The sequence below is a fragment of the Streptomyces varsoviensis genome (assembly GCF_000718635.1).
In the GTDB taxonomy this organism is placed as follows: domain Bacteria; phylum Actinomycetota; class Actinomycetes; order Streptomycetales; family Streptomycetaceae; genus Streptomyces; species Streptomyces varsoviensis.
The window spans coordinates 15,008-41,204 of the sequence record NZ_JOBF01000017.1 but is presented as its reverse complement, the minus strand read 5'-3'; the positions used below and the strand labels follow the sequence as shown (position 1 = coordinate 41,204).

The following is a 26,197-nucleotide window of genomic DNA, read 5'->3' as shown; positions in this document are numbered from 1 at the left end:
CGCGGACCGCGGACCGGGCCCGCCCGCCCCGGCGGTTACTTCTTGCGGCCGCGCTTCTCGCGCACCCGGACGGAGATGTGGATCGGGGTGCCCTCGAAGCCGAACTCCTCGCGCAGCCGGCGCTCGACGAACCGCCGGTAGCCGGCCTCCAGGAAGCCGGAGGCGAAGAGGACGAACCGCGGCGGCCGGACGCCCGCCTGCGTCCCGAAGAGGATGCGGGGCTGCTTGCCACCGCGGATCGGGTGCGGGTGGGAGGCCACGATCTCGCCGAGGAAGGCGTTGAGCCGCCCGGTCGGCACCCGCGTCTCCCAGCCCGCCAGGGCCGTCTCGATCGCCGGGACCAGCTTCTCCATGTGGCGGCCGGTGAGCGCCGAGACGTTCACCCGCATCGCCCACGGAATCTGCACCAGGTCGCGCTCGATCTCGCGCTCCAGGTAGTAGCGGCGCTCCTCGTCGAGGGTGTCCCACTTGTTGTAGGCGATGACGATGGCGCGGCCCGCCTCGACGGCCATCGTGATGATCCGCTGGTCCTGCACGCTGATGGACTCGGAGGCGTCGATCAGTACGACCGCGACCTCCGCCTTCTCGACGGCGGCGGCGGTGCGCAGCGAGGCGTAGTAGTCGGCGCCCTCCTGGAGGTGGACGCGGCGCCGGATGCCGGCGGTGTCCACGAACTTCCAGGTCTTGCCGCCCAGCTCGATCAGTTCGTCGACGGGGTCGCGGGTGGTGCCGGCCTGCTCGTTGACGACGACCCGCTCCTCGCGGGCGACCTTGTTCAGGAGCGAGGACTTGCCGACGTTCGGGCGGCCGATGAGCGCGATCCGGCGCGGCCCGCCGAGGGCGGTGCCGAAGGTCTGCGCGGGCGCGTCGGGCAGCGCTTCGAGTACGGCGTCGAGCATGTCGCCGGTGCCGCGGCCGTGCAGCGCGGAGACGGGGTGGGGCTCGCCCAGGCCGAGCGACCAGAGCATGGCGGCGTCGGCCTCGGAGGACGGGCCGTCGACCTTGTTGGCGCAGAGCACGACGGGCTTGCCGGCCCGGCGCAGCAGCTTGACGACGGCCTCGTCGGTGTCGGTCGCGCCGACCGTGGCATCGACGACGAAGACCACGGCGTCGGCGGCGTCGATGGCGAACTCGGCCTGCGCGGCGACGGACGCGTCGATGCCGAGGACGTCCTGCTCCCAGCCGCCGGTGTCGACGACCTTGAAGCGGCGGCCGGCCCACTCGGCCTCGTAGGTGACGCGGTCGCGGGTGACGCCGGGCTTGTCCTCGACGACCGCCTCGCGGCGGCCGATGATGCGGTTCACCAGGGTCGACTTGCCGACATTGGGGCGGCCGACGACGGCGAGCACGGGCAGCGGGCCGTGGCCGGCCGCGGCGAGTTCGCTGTCGATGTCCTCGGGGTCGAAGCCTTCCTGCGCGGCGAGCTCCATGAACTCCGCGTACTCGGCGTCGCCAAGCTCACCGTGCTCGTGCTCGTCGCCGGAGGGAATCTGGTCGTTCATGAAGTCCGTTCCTCGTTCATCATCGATGGGCCGTGTCCGCGGCCCACTACTGAAGTCTCGTTCAGCGGCCGGTGAGCCGCTTGGCCTCGGCCAGGTGCGCCGCCAGCCGGGCCTGTACGCGCACGGTCGCCGCGTCCAGGGCCGCACGGGTCCGTCTGCCGCTGCCGTCGCCCGCGTCGAAGGCGTCGCCGAAGACCACGTCGACGCGGCCGCGCAGCGGCGGCAGGCCGGATATCAGCCGTCCGCGCCGGTCCGCGCTGCCGAGCACCGCCACCGGGACGACGGGGGCCCCGGAGCGCAGCGCGAAGTACGCGAGTCCGGCGCGGAGCGCCGCGAAGTCGCCCTCGCCCCGGCTGCCCTCGGGGAAGATGCCGAGCACCCCGCCGCCGGCCAGCACGTCGAGCGCGCCGGTGACCGCGGCGCGGTCGGCGCTGCCGCGGTCCACCTCGACCTGTCCGATGGCCCGCAGGAACGGGTCGAGCGGGCCGGTGAACGCCTCCCGCTTGATCAGGAAGTGCACGGGCCGCGGCGCGGTGCCCATCACCATCGGGCCGTCGACGTTGTGGGAGTGGTTGACCGCCATGATGACGGGGCCCGCGGCGGGCACCCGCCAGGAGCCCAGGACGCGCGGCTTCCACAGCCCGTACATCAGGCCGATGCCGATGCGGCGGCCGACGGCCGCGCCGGAGGCGGAGGGGGTCACGCGGTCCGCTTCTCCTCGATGAGGGTGACCACGCACTCGATGACCTGATTCAGCGTCAGTTCGGTGGTGTCCACCTCGACGGCGTCGTCCGCCTTGGCCAGCGGCGAGGTCTTGCGGCCCGAGTCGGCGGCGTCGCGCTTGACGAGCGCCGCCTGGGTCGCGGCCAGGTCCGCGCGGTCCTTGCCGGACAGCTCGCCGCTGCGGCGGGCGGCGCGCGCCTCGGCGGAGGCGGTCAGGAAGATCTTGACGTCGGCGTCGGGCAGCACGGTGGTGCCGATGTCCCGGCCCTCGACCACGATGCCGCGCGGGCCGTCGGCGGCGATGCCGCGCTGGAGCTCGGTCAGCCGGGCCCGTACCTCCGGGACGGCGCTGACGGCGCTCACCGCGGCGGTGACCTCCTGGGTGCGGATGGGGCCGGCCGCGTCCTGGCCGTCGACGGTGATCGTCGGGGCGGCCGGGTCGGTGCCGGAGACCAGCGACGGCTTGCCGGCGGCGTCGGCGACGGCCGCGGCGTCCCGCACGTCGATGCCGTTGTTCAGCATCCACCAGGTGATCGCCCGGTACTGGGCGCCGGTGTCGAGGTAGCGCAGCCCGAGCTTGGCCGCCACGGCCTTCGAGGTGCTGGACTTGCCCGTGCCGGAGGGGCCGTCGATGCCGACGATGACGGCTGCCGGAGCGGTCCGGGCGGCGGTTTCCACGGTGACAGACACCTTCCTTGTGCACGGGGCGGGGGTCGCGGGCCGGGGGCCTGATCGCGCGGGCCCGGGAAAGCGGGCCTCGACCAAGGTTACTGGCTCGTGCGACCGGCCCGTACGGCAACCGCGTCCGCCATCGCGCGGGCGCCCGTACGGCAACCGCCGCCACGGTCAGGCAGGGACTCGTACGGAGAGCGCCACCGCCGTCACGCGGGGCCCCGTATGGCAACCGCCGCCACCGTCACGCGGGCGCCCGGCGAGGTGCCGCCCTTAAGTCCGCAGCGACCAGCCCCGCTCGCGGAGGGCGGCGGTCAGGGCCGGGGCCGCCTGCGGCTCCACCATGAGCTGGATGAGGCCCGCCTGCTGCCCGTTGGCGTGCTCGATGCGGACGTCCTCGATATTGACGGCGGCCCGGCCCGCGTCGGCGAAGATACGGGCCAGCTCCCCCGGCTGGTCGCCGATGAGGACCCGGACCGTCTCGTAGGCGGTGGGCGCCGCGCCGTGCTTGCCCGGCACCCGGACGCGGCCCGCGTTGCCGCGGCGCAGCACGTCGTCGATGCCGGCGGTGCCCTCGGCCCGCTTCGTCTCGTCGGCGGACTGGAGCGCGCGCAGCGACCGTACGGTCTCGTCGAGGTCGGCGGCGACGGCCGCGAGGACGTCGGCGACCGGGCCGGGGTTGGCGGCGAGGATGTCGATCCACATCCGCGGGTCGGAGGCGGCGATCCGGGTCACGTCGCGGATGCCCTGGCCGCACAGGCGCACGGCGGTGTCGTCGGCATCCCGCAGCCGGGCCGCGACCATGCTGGAGAGCAGTTGCGGGGTGTGCGAGACGAGGGCGACGGCCCGGTCGTGGGCGTCGGCGTCCATGACGATGGGGACGGCGCGGCACAGCGCGACGAGTTCGAGGGCGAGGTTGAGCACCTCGGTGTCGCTGTCGCGGGTGGGGGTGAGCACCCACGGCCGGCCCTCGAAGAGGTCGGCGGTGGCGGCGAGCGGCCCGGAGGATTCGCGGCCGGCCATCGGGTGGGTGCCGATGTAGCGGGAGAGGTCGCAGCCGAGGGCCTGGAGGTCGCGGTGCGGGCCGCCCTTGACGCTGGCCACGTCGACGTAGCCGCGGGCGAGGCCGCGCCGCATGGCGTCGGCGAGCGTCGGCGCGGTGTGCGCGGGCGGCACGGCGACGATGGCGAGGTCGACGGTGGACTCGGGCTCCTCGTCGTACCCGGCGCCGAGGGCCGCGGCCGTACGGGCCTGGGCGGGGTCGTGGTCGACGAGGTGGACGCGGACGCCGCGGCCGGCGAGCACGAGGGCGGCGGACGTGCCGATCAGTCCGGTGCCGATGACGAGCGCGGTCCTCACTGGGCGATGTCCTTGCGCAGGGCGCCCGCGGCGCCGAGGTAGACGTGCGCGATCTTCGACCGCTCGGTGTCCGTCTCGACGTGCGCGAGGATGCGCACGACGCGCGGCATGGCCCCCTCGACCGCCAGTTCCTGCGCGCAGATCAGCGGTACGTCCGTGATGCCGAGCCGCCGGGCGGCGACGGCCGGGAAGTCGCTGCGCAGGTCGGGGGTGGCGGTGAACCAGACGCTGATCAGGTCGTCGGCGCCGAGGCCGTTGCGCTCCAGGATCGCGGTGAGCAGCTCCGAGACCTGCTCCTGCATGTGCCCGGTCTCGTCCCGCTCCAGTTGTACGGCTCCGCGGACCGCTCGTACCGCCACGTCATCGCTCCCTGTGTCCGCCCGGCGGCCCCGGTGGCCCCGCCGCGCTCTCAGCCTAACCAGTGGCGGGGCCCGCGCGGTCATGGTGTCCAACCGCGCGGGAATCGCCGGGCCCCGCCCGCGTCTGCCCCCGAGGGCGGGCCGCCGTCCGGTAGAACCGTGTGCATGATCTTCCATGTGGTGCCCCTGGACGACTGGCTCACCGCTCCGGACCGCCCCTACGCCCCCGCCTCGCTCGCCGCCGAGGGGTTCGTGCACTGCTCCCCGGACGAGACCATCGCGCTCGCCGTCGCCACGGCGTTCTACCGCGAGGCGGTGGGGCCGCTGATGGTGCTGCTGATCGACGAGCACAAGCTGGACGTCATGGTGCGCTGGGAGGACGCGGTGGGCACGCCGCCGCCGGGGATCTCGCCGGGCACGCTGTTCCCGCACGTCTACGGGCGCGTCAACCGCACGGCGGTCCAGGGGATGATGGAGGTGCGGCGCGACGAGACGGGGCGGGCCACGGAGCTGGCGGTGTGGTCCTGAGCCGAAAACCGGCGGCCGCCGAGCGGGCGCCCATGGCACCATCCCGTCATGGTCGAATCTCCCGAAACCGCTGGTCACGCCCTGGTCCGCGAGCACACCGTCTATGAGTGCGTGATGGGGTCGCGGGCGTTCGGGCTGGCGACGGAGGACAGCGACACCGACCGGCGCGGCGTCTTCGTCGCGCCGACGCCGCTGTTCTGGCGGTTCGACAAGCCGCCGACCCATGTGGACGGCCCGGAGGCCGAACAGTTCTCCTGGGAGCTGGAGCGGTTCTGCGAGCTGGCGCTGCGGGCCAACCCGAACGTCCTGGAGTGCCTGCACTCCCCGCTCGTGACCCGCCTCGACGCCACCGGCCGCGAACTGCTCGCCCTGCGCTCCGCGTTCCTCTCCCGCCGCGCGCACCAGTCCTTCGCCGGGTACGCGATCAGCCAGCGCAAGAAGCTCGACGCCGACCTCCGTACGCACGGCGCGCCGCGCTGGAAGCACGCCATGCACCTGCTGCGGCTGCTGACGTCCGCCCGCGACCTGCTGCGCACCGGCACGCTCACCGTGGACGTCGGCGAGGAACGCGAGCCGCTGCTGGCGGTCCGGCGCGGCGAGCTGCCCTGGGCCGCCGTCGCGTCCTGGATGGCCCGCCTGCACGAGGAGGCCGACGCCGCGGCCGTACGCACCCCGCTGCCGCCCGAGCCGGACCGCGCCCGCGTGGAGGACTTCCTGATCCGGGTGCGGCGGGCGTCGGCGGCGTGATGGCGCGGTGCGTGTACGGACGTACGGGCCGTACGGACATACCGCCCGTACGGGCATAGGGCTCGTACGGACACACGGCCCGTACGGACACACGGCCCGTACAGCGGCGCGCCCGCCCTCCGGACCGGCGGGGCGGGCGCGCGGAGCGCGTCGGCGGCGGGGGATTACAGGTCGACCTCGCGCATCAGCATGCCGACCTCGGTGTTGGTCATCCGGCGCAGCCAGCCGGACTTCTGGTCGCCGAGGGCGATCGGCCCGAAGTGGGTGCGGACGAGCTTGTCGACCGGGAAGCCGGCCTCGGACAGCATCCGGCGCACGATGTGCTTGCGGCCCTCGTGGAGGGTGACCTCGACGAGGTAGTTCTTGCCGACGTTGTCGACGATCCGGAAGTGGTCGGCGCGGGCGTAGCCGTCCTCCAGTTCGACGCCGTCCTTGAGCCGCTTGCCGAGGTCGCGCGGGAGCGGGCCCTGAATGGCGGCGAGGTAGGTCTTCTTGACGCCGTACCGGGGGTGGGTGAGGCGGTGGGCCAGCTCGCCGTGGTTGGTGAGCAGGATGATGCCCTCGGTCTCGGTGTCGAGGCGGCCGACGTGGAACAGCCGCGTCTCGCGGTTGGTCACGTAGTCGCCGAGGCACTGCCGGCCGTCCGGGTCCTCCATGGTGGAGACGACGCCGGCGGGCTTGTTGAGCGCGAAGAACAGGTACGACTGGGTGGCCACGGTCAGGCCGTCGACCCTGATCTCGTCCTTCTGGGGATCGACGCGGAGCCCCTGCTCCATGACGATCTCGCCGTTCACCTCGACGCGGGCCTGGTCGATCAGCTCCTCGCAGGCGCGCCGCGAGCCCATGCCGGCCCGGGCGAGGACCTTCTGCAGCCGCTCGCCCTCCTGCTCGCCGAAGGTCTTGGGCGTCGTGATCCGCGGCTTGTCGTACCGCTCGCGGTTGCGCTGCTCGATCTTCGCGTCGAGCTCACGGGAGCGGGCGGGCACCGACTTGCGCCCCCGGTTCCCGGTCGGCTTGCTGCTCGGCTTGGACCGCCCGACGCCGCCGGGCTTGTTCGCGCCCGACTGGCCGGTGTCGCCGACGTCGTAGCGGCGCTCCTCGGGCCGGGGGGTGCCCGAGCGCTTCTTGTCGCCCCGCCTGCCGCCGCCCGCGCCCCGTGGGTTCCGGTTGCCGCTGTTCCTGTCGCTGCTTCGCATCAAGGTTCCGTTGTCGAGTGGGTACTGTCTGCATCGTCCGGTGCATCCGGGTCGAACGACGGAACGCCCTCGCGGGAGTCCGCCTCGACGGCGTCCGCCTCCGGCAGGAACGGGGCGAGCTCAGGCAGCTCGTCCAGGCCGCGCAGACCCATCCGCTCCAAGAAGTAGTTCGTCGTCCTGTACAGGATCGCACCTGTTTCGGGTTCCGCGCCCGCCTCCCGCACCAGACCGCGCTGGAGGAGGGTCCGCATCACGCCGTCGCAGTTCACGCCGCGTACGGCCGAGACCCGGGAGCGGCTGACCGGCTGACGGTACGCGACGACGGCCAGCGTCTCCAGCGCGGCCTGCGTGAGGCGGGCCTGCTGCCCGTCCAGGACGAAGCTCTCGACCGCGTCCGCGTACTCGGCGCGCGTGTAGAACCGCCAGCCGCCGGCGATCAGCCGCAGGTCGAAGCCGCGCCCCTGGGCGGTGTACGCGTCCGACAGCGCGTGCAGCGCGTCCGAGACCTCCCGGCGGGGGCGCTGGAGGACCTTGGCGAGGTGCTCCTCGGTCACGGGCTCGTCGACGACCATGAGCACGGCCTCCAGGGCGGGCTGGAGGTCGAGGTCGGCGACGGCGCTCAGACCGACGGGAGGCTCGCCCGAGGGCCCCGAGGAGGCCGAGGATTCCGGGGGCCCAGGGGACTCCGAGGAGGGGGGCCCGGCCTCTTCCGGGGGCTGGACCTCATAGGTGTCGTCGGCCGCGTACGCGTCGCTCACGGTGCCTTCTCCACGGCGCTCTCCTCGTCATTCTCGTGGTTGCCGTCGTCGGCGTGGTCACCGTCGTCGGCGTCGAATTCGTCCGCCACCACGACCGGTCCCTCCCCTTCCGCCGCCCCGGTCCACCGGACCGTCAGCGCGCCCAGCGCCTCCTGCTGGTCGAGGGCGACCATCCGCTCGCGGTACAGCTCCAGCAGCGCGAGGAAGCGGGCGACGACGGTGAGGGTGTCGGCGGCGTCCTCGGCGAGCTGCGCGAAGCTCGCCTCCCCCGCCGCCCGCAGCCGGGCGATCACCACGTCCGCCTGTTCGCGCACGCTGACCAGCGGCGCGTGGATGTGGTCGACGTACACCTCGGGCTTCGCCTTGGGCCGCATCGCCTGCACCGCGAGCTTGGCGAAGCCCTCCGCGCCGATGCTGATGACCACTTCGGGCAGCAGCTCCGCGTGGTGCGGCTCCAGCCCGACCGTACGGGGGTACCGGCGCGCCTCGTCCCGGAGCCGGTCGCTGAAGATGTCCGCGATCCGTTTGTACGCGCGGTACTGGAGGAGCCGCGCGAACAGCAGGTCCCGCGCCTCCAGCAGGGCGAGGTCCGCCTCGTCCTCCACCTCGGCGGCCGGCAGCAGCCGGGCGGCCTTCAGGTCCAGCAGGGTCGCGGCGACGACCAGGAACTCCGTGGTCTGGTCGAGGTCCCAGTCGGCGCCCATGGCCCGGATGTGCGCCATGAACTCGTCGGTGACGCGGGAGAGCGCGACCTCCGTCACGTCCATCTTGTGCTTGGAGATGAGCTGGAGGAGCAGGTCGAAGGGGCCCTCGAAGTTGTCGAGCCGCACGGTGAACCGCCGGTCGTCGGCCCCGGTCGCGTTCTCGGCGTTCGCTGCGTGCTCGGCGTTCGCGCTGTTCTCGGCGTTTGCGCCGTTCTCAGCGTTCTCGGCCCGCTCGTCGCCCGCGCTCGTATCGCCCGCGCTCGTGTGGTCCGCGCTCGTGTGGTCCGCGGCCCCCGCGCCCGTACGCGAGTCGTCCGCGGGCTCCGGGCTCGTACGCGAGTCCTCCGCGGGCTCCGCGTCCGCATACGCCGCCCCCGGCCCCCGCCCCAGCGCCCGGCGGGGCGGTACGGGCGGTACGGCCGGTGCGGCGGCGGAGCCGGTGGCGGCTGAGGGGTCGTCGGCTGGCGGCATCGTGGTCCATCGGGCGGTTGCGGGCGGGGGGCGCGACGGACGTACGTACGGGCCCGGCAGCAGACGGGCAGGCTACCGCCCCCCGCGGTCAGCGACCGCGCAATCGGCGCACCAGGATGCTCGCGTCGCCCCGAGACTCCAGGTCGGCGAGGACGACGGCGACGGCCTCGCGCACGATGCGGCCGCGGTCGACGGCGAGGCCGTGCTCGCCGCGCAGCACCAGCCGGGCGTGTTCGAGGTCCATGAGCTCCTCGGCGGAGACATACACCGTGATCTTCTCGTCGTGGCGTTCGCGGCCGCTGGGGCGCCGGTTGGCCGCGCGTGCCCGGCGGCGGGCCGCCGCGGTGGAGCCCTGCTCGGGCTGCGGCTGGCGGCCCTTGGGGCGTTCCTGCGCGGTGGCGGGGGCCGGGGCCGTACGGCGCTCGGCGGACGTGTCCTGGCCCGTGCCCCGCGCGGCGGCGGCGTCACGGCCGCCGTGCTCGGGTTCGGCGGCGCCCGCGCGGGGCGGCCGGTCGCCGGTGCCGTTCGTGGCCTCGGGCTGGGCGGCGGCGTCGGGTTCGGCGGCCGGTCCCGGCACCCGCGGCTGCTCGCCGGCCGCGGGGCGGCGCGGCGAGGAGGGCTGGAGCGCCGTGCCCCCGGTGGTGCGGAACAGTTCGTCGGCGCCGGGCAGACTCACTCGGCGTGACACCGGGCGAGCACCTCCCTGGCGAGCTGTCGGTAGGCGGCCGCGCCGACGGAGTTGGACGCGTACGTGGTGATCGGCTCGCCCGCGACCGTGGTCTCGGGGAACCGGACGGTGCGGCCGATGACCGTGTGGTAGACGTGCTCGTCGAAGGCCTCGACCACGCGGGCGAGGACTTCGCGGCTGTGCACGGTGCGTGAGTCGTACATGGTGGCGAGGATGCCGTCGAGTTCCAGGTCGGGGTTGAGCCGCTCCTGGACCTTCTCGATGGTCTCGGTGAGCAGCGCGACGCCGCGCAGCGCGAAGAACTCGCACTCCAGCGGCACGATGACCTTGTGGGCGGCGGTGAGCGCGTTGACGGTGAGCAGGCCCAGGGAGGGCTGGCAGTCGATGACGATGTAGTCGTAGTCGGCCATGAGCGGCTTGAGGGCGCGCTGGAGCGTGGACTCGCGGGCGACCTCGCTGACCAACTGCACTTCAGCGGCTGACAAATCGATATTGCTGGGCAGCAGGTCCATATTGGGCACGGCCGTCTTCAGCAGGACCTCGTCGGCCGCCATGCCCCGCTCCATGAGCAGGTTGTAGACGGTGAGGTCGAGCTCCATCGGGTTGACGCCGAGGCCGACGGAGAGGGCGCCCTGCGGGTCGAAGTCGACGAGCAGCACCCGGCGTCCGTACTCCGCGAGGGCGGCGCCCAGGTTGATGGTCGAGGTGGTCTTGCCGACCCCGCCCTTCTGGTTGCACATCGCGATGATCTTCGCGGGGCCGTGGTCGGTCAGCGGTCCCGGGATCGGGAAGTACGGGAGGGGGCGGCCGGTGGGGCCGACGCGCTCCCGGCGCTGGCGGGCCGCGTCGGGGGCCAGCGTGGCCGCGTACTCCGGGTCGGGCTCGTACTCGGCATCGGGGTCGTAGAAGTGCCCCTGGGGGACTTCGTCGTAGTCGGCGAGACGGGCGGAGTCCGTGCCGCCGTGGTCGCCGGCCATGGCGTTCACGTGGGGGCCATCCATGCTCTGGTGGGCTGTGGTCGCGCTCTGCGCTTCGAAGGTGTGGACAGCGACGGAGCCGACAGCCTGGAACCCCGAGGCGCTCTGGCCCTGTGCAGGCATTCCTGGTTGACCACCCCCGGGAGCAAATGTCGACTCATTCACAAGTCGTCCTACCTCCTTGGTGACCAGGAAACATCTCGATAGGTCAGCGTGGCACCATGCCGACGGTGGCCGACTCTATGGCGTGTCGGCCTTCCGCAGCAACACAATCCGCCGGAGACGGCACGATGTGTCGGCAATCGAACACCCCTCTGTCAAGGGTGTACGGGGTGCGTTCCGGAGATTTCGCGAGTGGGTGAAACGCGCCGGCCGGACCGCGTTCCGTACGGTCCGGCCGGGCGCGTCGCGTTGACCGGGGCGCGCTCGCGCGTCAGCCGAGGAGCGCGCTCAGCTCCACGTGCGGCAGGTCGTGGGCCTCGGCGACGGAGGCGTAAGTGACCTGGCCCTCGTGGATGTTGAGCCCCTTGGCGAGGGCGGCGTCCCGGCTCAGCGCCTCGCGCCAGCCGCGGTTCGCCAGCTCCACGATGTAGGGCAGCGTGGCGTTGGTGAGGGCGTGGGTGGAGGTGTGCGGGACGGCGCCCGGCATGTTCGCGACGCAGTAGAAGACGGAGTCGTGGACCGGGAAGGTCGGCTCGGCGTGCGTGGTCGGCTTCGAGTCCTCGAAGCAGCCGCCCTGGTCGATCGCGATGTCGACAAGGACACTTCCGGGCTTCATCCGGGCGACCAGCTCGTTGGTGACCAGCTTCGGGGCCTTGGCGCCGGGGATGAGCACCGCGCCGATCACGAGGTCGGCGTCGAGGACGGCCTTCTCCAGCTCGTAGGCGTTGGAGGTGATCGTCTGCACCTTGGTGCCGAAGACCTTGTCGGCCTCGCGCAGCTTGTTGATGTCCTTGTCGAGGAGGGTGACGTGGAAGCCCATGCCGATGGCGATCTGCGCGGCGTTCCAGCCGGAGACGCCGCCGCCGATGACGACGGCCCGGCCGGCGGCGACGCCGGGGACGCCGCCCGGCAGCACGCCGCGGCCGCCGGCCGCGCGCATCAGGTGGTACGCGCCGACCTGCGGGGCGAGCCGGCCGGCGACCTCGGACATCGGGGCGAGCAGCGGTAGCTGGCGGCTCGCGGTCTCGACCGTCTCATAGGCGATGGCGGTGGTGCCGGACTCCAGGAGGGCGTCGGTGCAGGCGCGGGAGGCGGCGAGGTGGAGGTAGGTGAAGAGGGTCTGGCCCTTGCGGAGGCGGTGGTACTCCTCGGCGATCGGCTCCTTGACCTTCAGCAGCAGGTCGGCGGCGGCCCACACCTCGTCGGCGGTGTCCAGGATGGCGGCGCCCGCGGCGATGTACTCCGCGTCCGTGATGGAGGAGCCGACTCCGGCATTCCGCTCGACGTGGACCTGGTGGCCGTGGCGCACCAGTTCATGCACGCCGGCGGGGGTGATGGCCACGCGGAATTCGTTGTTCTTGACCTCGCGGGGGATGCCGACCTTCACGTCGATCACGGTCCTTGTATCGGAGAATTACAGGCTAATCCGGATATGCCACGGCACACCAGAGCAGACCGCGGCGCCCGCGGCGCGGCCAGTCTAATGAAGGATCTCGTGGTGTCTAGCCTTGCAAAGCACTAATCTTCGCGAGATGAGCTACTGATTTCGTAGGTCGAGAGCGGTTCTCCGCCTTCCGCTTCCGCGGCCGGAACCGGCGGGGAGCCGAGCAGCGCCTCCGCCGAGGCCCGGTGCACCCCCGCCGCGGCCGGGTCGCCGAGCCGCTCCAGGGTGTCCGCCAGCCTCAGCTCCAGCGCCGCCCGCAGCCGCACGTCGCCCGCCTCGCGCGCGTACTCCAGCGCCTCCCGGCAGATCCGCAGCGCCTCCCGCGGCCGGCCCGCGTACTCCTGCACCCGGGCCGTCTCGCCGAGCGCCCGCGCGTGGCCGGGCAGGTCCCGCAGCCGGCGGCAGGCGGCCGCCGCCGCCCGCCAGTCGCGCAGCGCCTCCGCCCAGCGGCCCGCGTAGGTGTGCACCGCGCCGAGCCGCCCGTACAGCCGCGCCTCGTCGGCGAGTTCACCGCGGGTCAGCCGCAGCTCCAGCGCCCGCCCGTACCAGTCGGCGGCCCGCTGCCAGTCGCCCAGCTCCTGGTACGAGGCGGCGATGGACTCCAGCGCGCGGCCGGTGGCGTACGGGTCGGCGGCCTCCCGCGCCGCCACCAGCGCCTCCCGGTAGCGGACCAGCGCGCCCTCCGTACGTTCCGCGCGCGCGTCCAGGTCGCCCAGATTCAGCAGCGCGGCGGCCTTCTCCACCGGCATCCGGCGCCGCCCCGCGACGTCCAGGACCAGTTGGTGGAGGTCGTAGAGGTCCGGCGCGGCCGCCTCCGCGCCCTGATGGGCGGTCAGCGCCCGCGCCAGCGCGGAGACCAACCGCCGTGCCAGGGTGTCCAGTTGGCCGTCGCGTACCGCGAGCCGGGCCGCCGCGAGCAGCGCGGGCCGGCGCAGCCGCAGCCACCGCGCGGCCTCGTCGGCGGAGCCGAAGCGCAGCGCGCGGGGCACCTCGGCCAGCCGCTTGCGCGCCGGGGAGTCCGCGGGCTCGGTGACCGCCCGGCAGGAGTGGAGCTGCCGTACGGTCCGCTCCAGCATCCGCGCCCGGGCCAGCTCCGCCTCCGCCGGGCGCTCCTGCGCGGCGAGCAGCGCCCGCAGCATCGGGTGCAGCGCGCCGGGCACCTCGTACTGCGGCGGCACGTCCGCGGCCGGGCCCGCCGGGGGCTCCGCCGCCGCGGGGCCGACCGCGTGCAGCAGGCCCTGCGCGGCGAAGTCCTCCAGCGCGGACTGGGCCGCGGAGAGCGAGCAGCCCGCGAGCGCGGAGGCGGTGTGGGCGTCGGCCAGCCCCGCCGGGGCGAGCGCGAGCAGCCGCAGGACGCGGGCGGCGGGCGCGGGCAGCGACTCGTACGCCAGCCGGAAGGCGCGGGCCAGCGGGCGGCCGCCGCTCTCCTGCGCCTCGTCCGCCGGCAACTGGCGCAGCAGGTTGACGGCGTCGGCGACGGACGCCTTGGGGCGGGCCGCCAGCCAGCCGCCGATCAGGACCAGGGCGGCGGGCTGGCCGCCGCACTCCTCCACCACCGAATCCGCGGAGACCGGGTCGCAGGTGATGCGGGTCGAGCCCGCGTACCGGCCGATCAGCTCCACGGCGGCGCCCTTGTCGAGCCCGCCCAGCGTGCACGGCCGGACATCGGGCACCCCGGTGAGCGGGCCCCGTGCGACGGCGACGAGCAGCGAGTCGGGGGCGTCCGGGAGCAGCGCGTCGACCTGTTCGGCGCTCGCCGCGTCGTCGAGGAGGAGCAGCACCCGCCGCTGGTGGAGCGCGGTCCGCAGCGCCTGGGACAGTTCGTCCTCGCCGGCGCCGGGCACCGAGCCGGCGCCGAGCGCGCCGAGGAGTTCGCGGGCGGCCCGACCGACCGGTACGGGCTCGCCGCCGGGTTCCGTCAGGCGTGCCCGCAGCACGCCGTCCGGGTAGTCCTTCGCCAGCCGCCGGGCCAGCTCCTCGGCCAGCGCGCTGCGGCCGGAGCCGGGGCGGCCCGCGATGAGCAGCACCCGGCTGCGGGGGGCCTTGCGGCCGGAGATGGTGTCGAGTCCGGCCCGGCCGATGTCGGACCGCAGGGCCTGGAGCTCGCGCCGCCGCCCGTAGAACGCGCCCGGTGCCGCCGCGGTGGCGGCGGCCGTACGCCCCGCCGAGGACGGCCGCCGCGCGGCGGCCCCCCGCTCCCCCACCGCCTGATCCGTCACGCGCCACGCTCCCGTCCACTCGCGCGTACGAGCCCGCCGCGGCTGCGAGCGGGAACTTCACGAGCCTAGTTCACCCGCGCCCGGCCCTCCGGCAGCGCACACCCCGTAGATCACTCAATCGGATCAGCACATCGATTCGCTCACGGCGGGGTACGTCGGCGGCGCGGACCTACGCGCCGAACGGCCGGGCCGGCCAGTCCGCGTCCGCGGGGCGGAGCCCGTCGAGGCCGCCGCCCGTCAGCGCGGCGTGGAGCGAAAGGACGCCTACGACCAGGCAGTTGTTGTGGAGGTCGCCGGCGAGGACGCCGTGGATGAGGTCGGGCAGCGGGACGCGGGCGAGTTCCATGTCGGCCTCTTCCTCGGAGACCTCGAAGCGCTCGCCCTCGATCTCGGAGATGCCGCGGGCGAGGAAGATCCGTACGGCCTCGTCGCAGCCGCCGGGCGTGGTGTAGACGTCGGTGAGGACGCGCCAGTCCTCGGCCTTGACGTGGGCCTCCTCGTACAGCTCCCGCTGGGCGGCGTGCAGCGGGTTCTCGCCGGGGACGTCGAGGAGGCCGGCCGGGATCTCCCAGAGCTTGTGGCGCACCGGGTGCCGGTACTGGTTGAGGACGAGCACGCGCTGCTCGTCGTCGAGGGCGAGGACGGCGACGGAGCCGGGGTGGACCTGATAGTCACGCGTGACGGTGGCGCCGTCCGGCATGACGACCTCGTCCGTACGGACACTGGTCTTGTTCCCGACGAACGGCGTCGCGGTCGCGGTGACCTGCCACTCGGCGGCGGTGTCCTTGATACCCATGTACGTCCTCCTGAACGACGGAACCGGGGCACGGGCCGCAAAACGCCCGCACCCCGGTCCACCGTATAGGTCAACCGCCGAGGTCAGCCCTGCTGCCGCTGAACGGCCGCCTTCACCAGGCCCGCGAAGAGCGGGTGCGGGCGGGTCGGGCGGGAGCGCAGCTCCGGGTGGGCCTGGGTGGCGACCAGGTAGGGGTGCACGTCGCGCGGGTACTCGACGTACTCCACCAGCTTGTTGTCCGGGGAGGTGCCGGAGAACTGGAGGCCGGCCTTCTTCTCCAGGTCCGCGCGGTAGGAGTTGTTGACCTCGTAGCGGTGGCGGTGACGCTCCTCCACGTACGGCTGGTCGCCATAGGTCTCGCGCACGATGGAGCCCTCGGCGAGCTTCGCCGGGTACATGCCGAGCCGCATCGTGCCGCCCATGTCGCCGTCGCCGGCCACGATGTCGAGCTGCTCGGCCATGGTGGAGATGACCGGGTTGGCGGTGGCCGGGTCGAACTCGGTGGAGTTGGCGCCCTCGATGCCCGCGAGGTTGCGGGCCGCCTCGATGACCACGCACTGGAGGCCCAGGCAGAGGCCGAGCAGCGGGATGCCGCGCTCACGGGCGTAGGTGATCGCGCCGACCTTGCCGTTGACGCCGCGGTCGCCGAAGCCGCCGGGGATGCAGACCGCGTCCACGTCGCCGAGCTGCTCCTGGGCCCCGGCCGGGGTGGTGCAGTCGTCGGAGGTGACCCACTTGATCTTCACGCGGGCCTGGTTGGCGAAGCCGCCGGCCCGGATCGCCTCGGTCACCGAGAGATAGGCGTCCGGCAGGTCGATGTACTTGCCGACGAGGGCGACCTTGACCTCGTGCTTCGGCTCGTGGACCCGCTTGAGCAGGTCGTCCCACTCGGTCCAGTCGACGTCCCGGAAGGGCAGGTCGAGGCGGCGCACCACGTACGCGTCCAGGCCCTCGGTGTGCAGCACCTTCGGGATGTCGTAGATCGACGGCGCGTCCTTGCAGGCCACCACGGCGTCCTCGTCGACATCGCACATCAGCGAGATCTTGCGCTTGATGGCGGTCGGCACGTCGCGGTCGGCGCGCAGCACGATGGCGTCCGGCTGGATGCCGATGTTGCGCAGGGCGGCGACCGAGTGCTGGGTGGGCTTGGTCTTCAGCTCGCCGGACGGGCCGATGTACGGGAGCAGCGAGATGTGCACGACGAAGACGTTGTCGCGGCCGACCTCGTGCCGGGTCTGGCGCACGGCCTCCAGGAACGGCAGCGACTCGATGTCGCCGACGGTGCCGCCGACCTCGGTGATGACGACGTCCACGTCATCGGTGGCCATCCGCCGGACGCGGTGCTTGATCTCGTTGGTGATGTGCGGGATGACCTGCACCGTGTCGCCCAGGTACTCGCCGCGCCGCTCCTTGGCGATCACGGTGGAGTAGACCTGGCCGGTGGTGACGTTGGCGGACCCGTCGAGGTCGACGTCGAGGAACCGCTCGTAGTGGCCGATGTCCAGGTCCGTCTCGGCGCCGTCGTTGGTGACGAACACCTCGCCGTGCTGGAACGGGTTCATCGTGCCCGGGTCGACGTTCAGGTACGGGTCGAGCTTCTGCATCGTGACCCGCAGGCCCCGCGCCTTGAGCAGCGCGCCCAGGCTGGAGGCGGTGAGGCCCTTGCCGAGCGAGGAGGCGACACCCCCGGTGACGAAGAGGTGCTTGGTCGTCGTGGGCTTTGCGGCAATGGCCAAGAGGGGGCTCCCGTGGTCGCGAGGTGAAATGCGAAGCGGCGCCTGCCCTGATTCTCGGGGGCCGCCGTCGCTGCGGTTCGGGGGTTCTGCTCCCACCGGTCCACGGGCTACCAGGGTATCAGCGACCCGGGGCGGTCGCTTCCGGCGACGCCCCACGGCGCGATATGCGCCCTGCGTAGCGGCGTGGGGACCCCTGCGTAGCGGTGCCGGGGCCGCCGTGTAGCGGCGCGGTCACAGGCCACCCATTCGGCTCAGGTTCCTGCGCGGACCGTCGCGCGTCACACCAACTGGGCGTCGTATCCTGCACGGACACAGCAGCGAGCCGGCCGGCATGGCACTACCCCGCCCCTTCCCGGAACAAGAGCTCGTCGAAGATCGCTTGACCGCAAGAAAGCCCTTCGGGGCGACGTGGCCGTTCGACTGGAGATGCACGTGGCCGGGCGCATCGAGGATTACGCACTCATTGGCGATATGCAGACCGCCGCCCTCGTCTGCCGGGACGGGACAGCCGACTGGCTGTGCCTCCCCCGTTTCGACTCCCATGCCGTTTTCGCCGGCCTGCTCGGCAGCGACGAGCACGGCTTCTGGCGCATCGGCCCCGCCCATGCGTCCGGGGCCACGCCGCCGCCGGCCGACCGGCGCCGCTACAGAGGCGACTCGCTCGTACTGGAATCCGAGTGGGACACCCCGCGCGGCACCGTCCGGGTGATCGATTTCATGCCGCCGCGCGACGGGGCGCCGCAGCTCATCCGGATCGTGGAGGGCGTCAGCGGACGGGTGCCGATGCGCTCCGCGCTGCGGATGCGCTTCTCCTACGGGCGCATCACGCCGTGGGTGCACACCGACGCGGACGGCCGCACGGTGGCCGTCGCCGGTCCCGACTCGGTGTGGTTCGACACCGAAGCGGAGACGTACGGCAAGGATCTGACGACCTATGCGGACTTCACCGTCGCGCCGGGCGACCGGGTCGCCTTCACCATCAGTTGGGAGGCCTCGCACAAGGAGCCCCCGGCGCTGCCCGAACCGGAGGGCGCGCTGGAGGCGACGGAGGGCTTCTGGCGGGAGTGGGTCGAGCACTGTACGTACCACGGGCCCTACCGGGACGCCGTCGTCCGCTCGCTCATCACCCTCAAGGCGCTGACCTACGCCCCGACCGGCGGCATCGTGGCGGCGCCCACCACCTCGCTGCCCGAGGACATCGGCGGCTCCCGCAACTGGGACTACCGCTTCACCTGGCTCCGGGACGCGGCGATCACCCTGTCCTCGCTGCTGCGCACGGGCTACCGCGAGGAGGCCCGCGCCTGGCGCGAGTGGCTGCTGCGGGCCGTGGCCGGCGACCCCGAGAACCTCCAGATCATGTACGGGATCGCGGGCGAGCGGGAGCTGGGCGAGGCCGAGCTGTCATGGCTGCCGGGGTACGAGAACTCCGGGCCGGTGCGGATCGGCAACGGCGCGGCCGGCCAGCTCCAGCTCGACGTCTACGGCGAGGTCACCGAGGCGCTGCACCTCGGGCACATGACGGGCCTGGCCCGCAACGACTACGCCAGCATCCTCCAGCTCAAGCTGATCCAGTACCTGGAGGCCCACTGGATGGAACCGGACGAGGGCATCTGGGAGGTGCGCGGCCCGCGCCGGCACTTCGTGCACTCGAAGGTCATGGCCTGGGTGGCGGTCGACCGGACCATCAAGCTCATCGAATCGGGTGATGTGGACGGCCCGTTGGAGAAGTGGCGCGAGCTGCGCGACGACATCCACCGCGACGTCTGCGAGAAGGGCTACGACAAGGAGCGCAACACCTTCACCCAGTCGTACGGGTCCAAGGAGCTGGACGCGTCCTTGCTGCTCATCCCGCAGATGGGGTTCCTGCCGCCGGACGACAAGCGGGTCATCGGCACCATCGAGGCGATCCAGCGGGAGCTGTCCACGGAGGACGGCTTCGTGCTGCGCTACCCGACGAGCGGCGGCGACGCGGGCGTGGACGGGCTGGAGGGCGACGAAGGGGCGTTCCTGGCCTGCTCGTTCTGGCTGGCCGACGATCTCGCGATGATCGGCCGGGTGGACGAGGCGCGCAAGCTGTTCGAGCGGCTGCTCTCGCTCCGCAACGACCTCGGGCTGCTGGCCGAGGAGTGGGACCCCCGGCTCCAGCGCCAAGTGGGCAATTTCCCGCAGGCGTTCAGCCACGTTCCGCTGATCGACACGGCGCTGCGGCTCACCGCGTCAAGCGCGTTCGTAGGCTGAAGAACAGCGCGCAGGCGCTGACCGGCACGACGAGTACGGCCGCGGCGGCGTTCAGGCCGCCGTAGCCGACGAGGGCCACGAGGCCGCCGGAGAGCGCGCCGCCCGCCGCTCCGACGAGGTTCATGAGGGTGTCGGACACCCCTTGGACCTCGGAGCGGTGCTCGGCGTCGATGGACTCGGTCAGCAGCGTGGAACCCGCGACCGTGGCGCACGACCAGCCGGAGCCGAGCAGGAAGAGCCCGGCGGTGACCGCCCACCGGTCGCCGCCGGAGGTCCCCGCGAGGAGCGTCGCGACGACGTATACCGCCTGCCCGAGCAGGATCACGGGCACCCGGCCGAGCCGGTCGGCGGCCCATCCCACCAGCGGCGACAGCGCGTACATCCCGGCGATGTGCAGACTGATCGTGAACCCGACGACGCTGAGCGAGGCCCCGTGGTGGGCGAGGTGCACGGGCGTCATCGTCATCACCGACACCATCACCGCGTGGCCGATGACCAGGGCCGTCAGCCCGGTGAGGGCGGCGGGGCGGGTGGCCACGTGGCGCATGGCGGTGCCCATACGGGCGAGGAACGCGGGCTGCGGGGCGGCGGGCACCGGATTTCCCTCGCGTTCCGCGCTGCCGGCCGCTGCCCCCGCCTGGGCGGCGGCGGCCAGCAGCAGCGGGTCCGGGCGCAGCCGGAGCCGGATGACCAGCCAGCCGGCGAGGAACGCCGCCACGGAGAAGACGAAGGTGCCCGCGGCCTCCGGGAGGGCGAGGGCGCGGGCGACGGCCTCGCCGGGGCCGCTCAGGTTGGGCCCCAGGACGCTGCCGAGGGTCGTGGACCAGACGACGAGGGACAGCGAACGGGCGCGGGTCGCGGAGGTCGCGAGGTCGGCGGCGGCGTAGCGGGACTGGAGGTTGGCGGCGGTGCCGGAGCCGACGAGCAGCATGCCCGCGAGCATCAGCGGGAACCAGCCGAGCCGGGCCGCCGCCAGCACGGTCAGCGCGCCGGCCGCCGCGACCAGCCAGCCGACGCCGAGCCCGGTCCGGCGGCCCCGGGCCCGGGAGAGGGCGGCGAGCGGTACGGACAGCAGGGCCGCGCCGAGGGTGGTCATGGTGGTGGCGAGCCCGGCGGCGCCCTCGGAGCCGGTGAGGTGCTCGACGAGCAGGCCGCCGGAGGAGAGCATCGAGCCCATGCCGATGCCGGCGACGACCTGGGCCGACATGAGGACCTTGACGGTGCGCCGCTGGACGGCGGCGAGGTCGGGCGGCGTTCCTGACCCCCCGGCGCCTCCGGGCGGGGCGGTCGCCGATATCCGTATGTCGTCCCCGTGGGATCTCTCGTCCCCGTCCGGTCTCTCGGGCTTCCCGCCCGGACGGAGTTGCTGGGCATCGGCGGCTTCGGTCATGCGGAACAGCGTATGGGCAGGGCTGAGCAGGTGTGGCGGTCCTGGTCGGATGCCGTTTTCGGCCATGGCCGAGTACCGTCTGTGACCATGGAATCGGACGGCCCTGACCCCGGCCCACAGGGGACGATCACGGTGGCGCGGGCCCTGGAACTGCCCGCGCTGCGGCGCGGGCTCCCCGAGGTCGTGGCCGCCGCCGACCGTCTGGAACGGCCCGTGCGCTGGGTGCACGCCGGCGAGACCCCGAACATCGCGGCGCTCCTCAAGGGCGGCGAACTGCTGCTGACCACCGGCATCGGCCTGGGCAGCCGCGCCGCCGAGCAGCGGGCGTTCGTGCGCAAGCTCGCGGACCGGGACATCGCGGCGCTCGTGGTCGAGTTGGGCGGGCGGTTCGCGGCGCTGCCGGCCGCGGTCGTCGACACGGCGCGCTCGTACGGGCTGCCGCTGGTGCAGTTGCACCGCGAGGTGCCGTTCGTCGCGGTGACGGAGGAGATCCACACCGAGATCGTCAACGAGCACTACGCGCTGCTGCGGCGCGCCGAGGAGGTGCACCGGCGGGGCACGGACGCGCTGCTGGGCGGCGGGGGCGTGCCGGAGATCCTGCGGCTGTTCGCCGAGTTCGCGGGGAACCCGGCGTTCCTGGAGACGCCGGACGGGCGGCTGCTGTACGCGGCCGGGCCCGGCGCGCAGCCGGGGGCGGCCGATCCGCTCCAGGTGTGGGACGGGCTGCGGGCCCAGCGGGCGGCGCCGCGCCCCGAGCCGCCGGCGGGCAGCGTCGTCGCGGACATCCCGGGCGGCGGGCACGGGCCGGGCGCGGTACGGGCCCGGCTGACCGTACTGCCGGTGAACGCGCCGCTGGCGCCCGTACACCGGATCGCCGCCGACCGTACGGCGGGGCTGCTGGCGGTCGTACTCCTCCAGGCGCGCCAGGAGGAGGAGTTGGCGGCGCGGGGGCGCGGCGACTTCCTCACCGATCTGGCGGAGGGCCGGATCGAGGCGGCGGAGGCGCCCGCGCAGGCGCGGGTGCTGGGCTTCAAGCCGGGGGACGGGCCGCTGCTGCCGGTCGTGCTGCGGCCCGCCGCGGAGCCCGCGTTCCTCGACGCGTCGGACAGTTGGGCGGCGCTGGCGTGCGCGGTGCAGGAGGAATTGGCGTCGGTCGGCGCGCCGGTGCTGCTGGGGGTGCGGCTGCCGGAGGGCCGGCTGCCGCTGCTGGTCGGGCTGCGGGCGGAGACCGAACGGGCGGCCGTCGCCGAGCGGGTGGCGGCGGCGCTACGGGCCGGGGTCGAGCGGGCCTGGACGGAACGGTCCGGGTCCCGGCCGGTGGTCGTCGTGGGCCTGGCGGGCGGCTGGTCCGCCGCCGGCGCGGGACTGCGGCACGCGGCGGAGGCCGCGACGGCGGCCGAGGGGCTGGCGCCGCGGCCGTGGCACGACGTGCGGCGGCTGGACGTGGACCTGCTGCTGTGGCGACTGCGCGCGCACGGCGACCTGACGGCCTTCGTGGACCGCGTCATCGGCCCCCTCCTGGCCCACGACCGCTCGTCCCGCCCGCCCCTGCTGCCCACCCTGGAGACCTACCTGGCCCACGCCGGCCGCAAAGCGGAGACCGCCCGCGAACTCCACCTCAACCGCCAGACCCTCTACGACCGCCTCGCCCGCATCGCCCGCCTCCTCGGCAGCGACCTAGAAGACCCCCAAACAGCCCTGGCCCTGAGCCTGGCCCTACGAGCCCGCCGCCACGTGAAGTAAGGCAGCCCGACACCAGCACTGGCCGCCCGGCGGGCCGGGGCGCGGGCGGCGGGGACCGACGCGGACCGCCGCCGACCGGCCAAGTGCGGGCGCCGCGGGGCGACCCGGTGAGGACCGGCGCGGGCCGCCGCCCGGCCGCCGGGGCCGCGGAGACGAGCGGGTCCAATACCGCTGCTCGCCGGACCAGGCTGCGGAAGCGAGCCGGCCGGATACCGGCGCGAGCCGCCGCCCGCCGGGCGGGACGGCGGAGACGAGCGGGTCCAATACCGCTGCCCGCCGGACCAGGCTGCGGAAGCGAGCCGGCCGGATACCGGCGCGAGCCGCCGCCCGCCGGGCGGGACGGCGGAGGCGAGCAGCGCCGGTACGGGCGCAGGCCACCGCTCGCCGGCCCGGGGCCGGTCCCGGCCTGGGGGGGCGGCGCGAGGCGGCCGCCGTCGGGCGGGCACACTCACGGTCCCACCGCCCAGCGGGCGGACCGGCGGGCAGCGCATGGCCCCAAAGCCCAGCGGCCAGCGACCTGGTCAGGCCGGCCGGTTTTGCATCAACTCGTCGTAGACGCTGAGGACCTGGGCGACCGTGTCGTCCTCCGTCGGCCACTCAGCGGCGCGTGCCCGCCCGGCGCGGGCCAGTTCAGTGCGGCGTCGGGGGTCGGCGAGGAGGCGGGCGACGGCGGTCGCGAGGGCGTCGGGGTCGCCGTAGGGGACGAGTTCGGCGGCGTCGCCGACGAGTTCGGGGATGCCGCCGACGGCCGTGGCGACGAGCGGGACGCCCGCGTGCAGCGCCTCGTGGGCGAGCAGGGCGCGCGCCTCCCAGCGGCTCGGGAGTACGGCGAGGTCGGCGGCGGCGAGCAGGTCGGGGACGTCCTCGCGGCGGCCCAGGAGCAGTACCGGCAGCGACTCCTCCTCGATGCGGCGCTGCAACTCGGCGCGCCGGCCGCCCTCTCCGGCGATGACGAGCAGCGGTTCGGGGTCGAGGTCCCGCCAGGAGCGCGCGGCGTCGAGCAGCGTCCCGTACCCCCGGCCCGCGTCCAGTCGGCCGACGGCCAGCAGCAACGGGCGGCCCACGGCGCCGATTTCGGCCCGTGTCTTGTGCCCCGAGGGGTCGGTCTCCGCGTCCGGCACGGCGCTCGGCACGGGCAGCGCCACGGGCGCGAGCCGGGCGTCGCGCGCTCCACGCCCGCGGGCGCGCTCCACGAGGTCCGAGGACGCGCCGAGCACGACGGCGGCGGCCCGCGCCACCCGACGCTCCGTGAGGCGTACGAGGCGGGCGCGGGCGCCCTCCGCGGCGGACCTGGTGTGCCAGGTGACGACCAGCGGCGTCGGCCGGCCGCGCAGCGCCAGCGAGGCGAGCAGCCCGGAGCGCAGCCCGTGCGCGTGCACGACGTCGGCCTCCGCGCAGGCGGCCCGCAGCGCGGCGACGGCTCCCGGGTCCGTACGCGTCCGCAACGGCGTGAACTGGGCCCCGGCGTCCGCGAAGCCGTACCCGTCGCCCGTTCCCCGCGGCGCGCAGACGGTGATCCGCAGTCCGCGCGCGACGAGCCCCGCCGCCAGCGATCTGACGTGTGCCCCGCTGCCCGAGGCGCCCGTGCCCAGCACCTGGACGGCGTGCAGCGGCTGCTGTCCGTTGGTTGGTGCCGGTGTGCTGCTCACGCGGGCTGAGCTCCTGTATCGGCTATCGGCTATCAGCTACTGGCGTCGGTTCGACGGCTTCGGGTCGAGGGCGATCGGATGCGGTCGGACGCGGAGGGCGGTAGGGGGAAAGCCGGCCGGACCGCACTGGCGGCGGCCGGACCGAGGGCTGCTGGTTCGATCGAAGGGCTGGTCCGTCGAGGCGGCCGTACGATTCCGGTTCGGGTTCGGATCGGCGGCGCGCCCGTACGCGGGGTGAGTGCGCTGGGCCCAGGATGCCAGCCCGCACCGTCATCCCGGCACCGTCGCCGCCGGTTTCCGGCCCTGGCTCGCCCGTACGTCCACAAAATCAGCCGCATGGGTGAGTTTGCGGCGCTTCTTCCTCTTAAGACGCGCCTCCCGTGCGCGCCGCCGCCAGCAGTTCCTCCGCGTGCGCCCGCGCCAGCTCCGAGTCCTCCTGGCCCGCCAGCATCCGGGACAGCTCCCGGACCCGGTCCTCGCCGGTCATCGCCTGGACGCCGCTGCGCGTCACGGAGCCGTCGTTCGTCTTCTCCACCACCAGGTGCCGGTCGGCGAAGGCGGCGACCTGCGGCAGGTGGGTGACCACCACGACCTGCGCGGACTTGGCGAGCCGGGCGAGCCTGCGGCCCACCTCGACGGCCGCCTTGCCGCCGACGCCCGCGTCGACCTCGTCGAAGAGATACGTCGGCACGGGGTCGGAGCCCGCGAAGACCACCTCGACCGCGAGCATCACCCGCGACAGCTCGCCGCCGGACGCGCCCTTGGCGATCGGCCGGGGCTGCGCCCCGGGGTGCGGGGCGAGGTGGAGTTCGACCTCGTCGGCGCCGTGCGGGCCGTACGCGACGACGCGCCCGCCCACCTCGATGCCGGAGTCCTCGTCGGCCGCGGGCGTCTGCCGGATCTCGAACGACACCCGTGCGTGCGGCATGGCCAGCTCCGCCAGCTCCGCGGTGACCGCCCCGGCGAACCGCTCCGCCGCTTCCGTACGGGCGTCCGTGAGGGCCTGCGCCAGCGCGCCGAGTTCGGCGCGCAGCGCGTCGCGCTCGCCGGTGAGTTCGGCGATCCGGTCGTCGTCGCCCTCCAGCTCGGTGAGGCGGGCGGCGCTCTCCTCGGCCCAGGCCAGGACGGCGGCGATGTCCTCGCCGTACTTGCGGGTCAGGGCGGTGAGCGCGGCCCGGCGCTCCTCCACGGCCGCGAGCCGCAGCGGATCGGCGTCCAGGTTGTCCGCGTAACCGGCCAGCTCCCCCGCCACGTCGGCGAGGAGGATGCCGACCTCGCCGAGCCGGTCGGCGAGCGCGGCGAGGGCCGGGTCGTGGGCGCGTACGGCCTCCAGGGCGCGGTGCGCGCCGCCGGTGAGGGTGGTGGCGTCGACGCCCTCGGGGTCCTCGGGGTTCCCGGCGAGCGCGGCGTGCGCTATGGCCGCAGCGGAGGCCAGGGACTCGGCGTGGCCGAGGCGCTCGGCCTCGGCGGCGAGTTCGGCGTCCTCGCCGGGAAGGGGTTCGACGGCGGCGACCTCGTCGAGGCCGAACCGCAGCAGCCCCGCCTCCTGGGCGCGTTCGCGGGCGCGCGTGGTCAGCTCCTCCAGCTCGGCCGCGACGGCCCGCAGCCGCCGGTACGCGCCGGCGTACTTCGCGAGCGGCGCCGCCACCGCGTCCCCCGCGTACCGGTCCAGCGCCTCGCGCTGCCGCGCCGGCCGCAGCAGGCCCTGCTGGTCGGTCTGCCCGTGCACGGCGACGAGATCGTCCGCCAGTTCCGCCAGCAGCCCCACGGGGGCGCTCCGGCCGCCGACGTGGGCGCGGGAGCGCCCCTCGGCGGAGAGCGTGCGGCTGATCAGGAGCGCGCCCTCGTCGAGTTCGGCGCCCGCCTCGACGGCCCGTACGGCCGCGGCCGAGCCGTCCTTCACGACGATCCGTCCCTCGACCACGGCGGCCTTGGCCCCGATCCGTACCAGGGCGGGGTCGGCGCGTCCGCCGAGCAGCAGGCCGAGGCTGGTGACGACCATGGTCTTGCCGGCGCCGGTCTCGCCGGTCACCGCGGTGAAACCGGGCGACAGCTCGACGACGGCGTCATCAATGACGCCCAGTGAACGAATCCGCATCTCCTCCAACACGGATACGACCATACGAGGTTCCGGGG

At 73.9% G+C, this 26,197-nt stretch carries 21 protein-coding genes; 4 read left to right on the top strand and 17 right to left on the bottom strand.

The genetic code is table 11. The annotated features are described in order from the left end of the window. Nucleotides 1-35: 35 nt before the first annotated feature. The 5 genes from der to aroH form a co-directional block, all read right to left on the bottom strand. On the bottom strand, nucleotides 36-1,502 hold the full coding sequence (der, locus tag IF55_RS23970; RefSeq protein ID WP_030886844.1) for a ribosome biogenesis GTPase Der: 1,467 nt from the start codon (nucleotides 1,500-1,502) through the stop codon (nucleotides 36-38). Nucleotides 1,503-1,563: 61 nt separating this feature from the next. Then, on the bottom strand, nucleotides 1,564-2,151 hold the full coding sequence (locus IF55_RS23965; RefSeq protein ID WP_106980469.1) for a lysophospholipid acyltransferase family protein: 588 nt from the start codon (nucleotides 2,149-2,151) through the stop codon (nucleotides 1,564-1,566). 50 nt (nucleotides 2,152-2,201) lie between these two features. Next, a complete protein-coding gene (gene cmk, locus IF55_RS23960; protein ID WP_030886848.1) occupies nucleotides 2,202-2,915 on the bottom strand; it encodes a (d)CMP kinase in 714 nt (237 codons plus the stop codon). A gap of 255 nt (nucleotides 2,916-3,170) precedes the next feature. Next, nucleotides 3,171-4,256, bottom strand: a complete 1,086-nt coding sequence (locus tag IF55_RS23955) for a prephenate dehydrogenase (RefSeq protein ID WP_030886851.1) — start codon at nucleotides 4,254-4,256, stop codon at nucleotides 3,171-3,173. Next, nucleotides 4,253-4,615, bottom strand: coding sequence for a chorismate mutase (aroH, locus tag IF55_RS23950; protein WP_030886853.1), 363 nt, complete (start codon nucleotides 4,613-4,615; stop codon nucleotides 4,253-4,255). Before aroH ends, IF55_RS23955 begins: the two co-directional genes overlap by 4 nt. Before the next feature lie 165 nt (nucleotides 4,616-4,780). On the opposite strand from aroH, the gene IF55_RS23945 reads away from it, so the two are divergent. After that, nucleotides 4,781-5,143 carry a DUF952 domain-containing protein gene (locus tag IF55_RS23945; protein ID WP_030886854.1) on the top strand — a complete coding sequence of 121 codons (363 nt, stop codon included), beginning with the start codon at nucleotides 4,781-4,783 and terminating at the stop codon, nucleotides 5,141-5,143. A 48-nt stretch (nucleotides 5,144-5,191) separates the two neighbouring features. Then, nucleotides 5,192-5,890 (top strand): nucleotidyltransferase domain-containing protein, encoded by a 699-nt coding sequence (locus IF55_RS23940; protein WP_030886856.1) that lies wholly within the window; start codon nucleotides 5,192-5,194, stop codon nucleotides 5,888-5,890. Nucleotides 5,891-6,054: 164 nt separating this feature from the next. Here IF55_RS23940 and IF55_RS23935 read toward each other — a convergent pair whose 3' ends face one another. From IF55_RS23935 to IF55_RS23895, 9 genes are all read right to left on the bottom strand, one after another. Further along, complete coding sequence (locus IF55_RS23935) at nucleotides 6,055-7,086, bottom strand: pseudouridine synthase (RefSeq protein ID WP_030886858.1); 1,032 nt, start codon at nucleotides 7,084-7,086, stop codon at nucleotides 6,055-6,057. Then, nucleotides 7,086-7,709, bottom strand: coding sequence for an SMC-Scp complex subunit ScpB (scpB, locus tag IF55_RS23930; protein WP_030886859.1), 624 nt, complete (start codon nucleotides 7,707-7,709; stop codon nucleotides 7,086-7,088). Before scpB ends, IF55_RS23935 begins: the two co-directional genes overlap by 1 nt. 131 nt (nucleotides 7,710-7,840) lie before the next feature. Beyond that, nucleotides 7,841-9,019: a segregation and condensation protein A gene (locus IF55_RS23925; RefSeq protein ID WP_048832379.1), complete on the bottom strand. Its 1,179-nt coding sequence runs from the start codon at nucleotides 9,017-9,019 to the stop codon at nucleotides 7,841-7,843. 88 nt (nucleotides 9,020-9,107) lie between these two features. Further along, entirely contained in the window at nucleotides 9,108-9,707 is a 600-nt protein-coding gene (locus IF55_RS23920) for a hypothetical protein (RefSeq protein WP_245661370.1), read from the bottom strand. After that, nucleotides 9,692-10,807 (bottom strand): ParA family protein, encoded by a 1,116-nt coding sequence (locus IF55_RS23915; RefSeq protein ID WP_030886862.1) that lies wholly within the window; start codon nucleotides 10,805-10,807, stop codon nucleotides 9,692-9,694. Before IF55_RS23915 ends, IF55_RS23920 begins: the two co-directional genes overlap by 16 nt. Before the next feature lie 310 nt (nucleotides 10,808-11,117). Continuing rightward, the gene (gene ald, locus IF55_RS23910; RefSeq protein WP_030886864.1) at nucleotides 11,118-12,233 is read right to left on the bottom strand and encodes an alanine dehydrogenase; all 1,116 of its coding nucleotides are present in this window, start codon (nucleotides 12,231-12,233) and stop codon (nucleotides 11,118-11,120) included. A 131-nt stretch (nucleotides 12,234-12,364) separates the two neighbouring features. Beyond that, nucleotides 12,365-14,509, bottom strand: coding sequence for a tetratricopeptide repeat protein (locus tag IF55_RS23905; RefSeq protein ID WP_048832378.1), 2,145 nt, complete (start codon nucleotides 14,507-14,509; stop codon nucleotides 12,365-12,367). Nucleotides 14,510-14,678: 169 nt separating this feature from the next. Then, nucleotides 14,679-15,305: an NUDIX domain-containing protein gene (locus tag IF55_RS23900; RefSeq protein ID WP_030886869.1), complete on the bottom strand. Its 627-nt coding sequence runs from the start codon at nucleotides 15,303-15,305 to the stop codon at nucleotides 14,679-14,681. Nucleotides 15,306-15,388: 83 nt separating this feature from the next. Beyond that, complete coding sequence (locus IF55_RS23895; protein ID WP_030886872.1) at nucleotides 15,389-17,041, bottom strand: CTP synthase; 1,653 nt, start codon at nucleotides 17,039-17,041, stop codon at nucleotides 15,389-15,391. 426 nt (nucleotides 17,042-17,467) lie between these two features. On the opposite strand from IF55_RS23895, the gene IF55_RS23890 reads away from it, so the two are divergent. Further along, nucleotides 17,468-19,279, top strand: a complete 1,812-nt coding sequence (locus tag IF55_RS23890; protein ID WP_030886874.1) for a glycoside hydrolase family 15 protein — start codon at nucleotides 17,468-17,470, stop codon at nucleotides 19,277-19,279. Here IF55_RS23890 and IF55_RS23885 read toward each other — a convergent pair. Further along, nucleotides 19,251-20,669, bottom strand: a complete 1,419-nt coding sequence (locus IF55_RS23885) for an MFS transporter (RefSeq protein ID WP_078645094.1) — start codon at nucleotides 20,667-20,669, stop codon at nucleotides 19,251-19,253. The genes IF55_RS23890 and IF55_RS23885 overlap by 29 nt on opposite strands. A gap of 87 nt (nucleotides 20,670-20,756) precedes the next feature. On the opposite strand from IF55_RS23885, the gene IF55_RS23880 reads away from it, so the two are divergent. Further along, nucleotides 20,757-22,412 (top strand): PucR family transcriptional regulator, encoded by a 1,656-nt coding sequence (locus IF55_RS23880; protein WP_048832393.1) that lies wholly within the window; start codon nucleotides 20,757-20,759, stop codon nucleotides 22,410-22,412. 521 nt (nucleotides 22,413-22,933) lie between these two features. On the opposite strand, the gene IF55_RS23875 is transcribed toward IF55_RS23880, so the two are convergent. Further along, nucleotides 22,934-24,061 (bottom strand): glycosyltransferase family 4 protein, encoded by a 1,128-nt coding sequence (locus IF55_RS23875; protein ID WP_030886880.1) that lies wholly within the window; start codon nucleotides 24,059-24,061, stop codon nucleotides 22,934-22,936. A gap of 364 nt (nucleotides 24,062-24,425) precedes the next feature. After that, entirely contained in the window at nucleotides 24,426-26,183 is a 1,758-nt protein-coding gene (recN, locus tag IF55_RS23870) for a DNA repair protein RecN (protein ID WP_030886882.1), read from the bottom strand. Nucleotides 26,184-26,197: the final 14 nt, after the last annotated feature.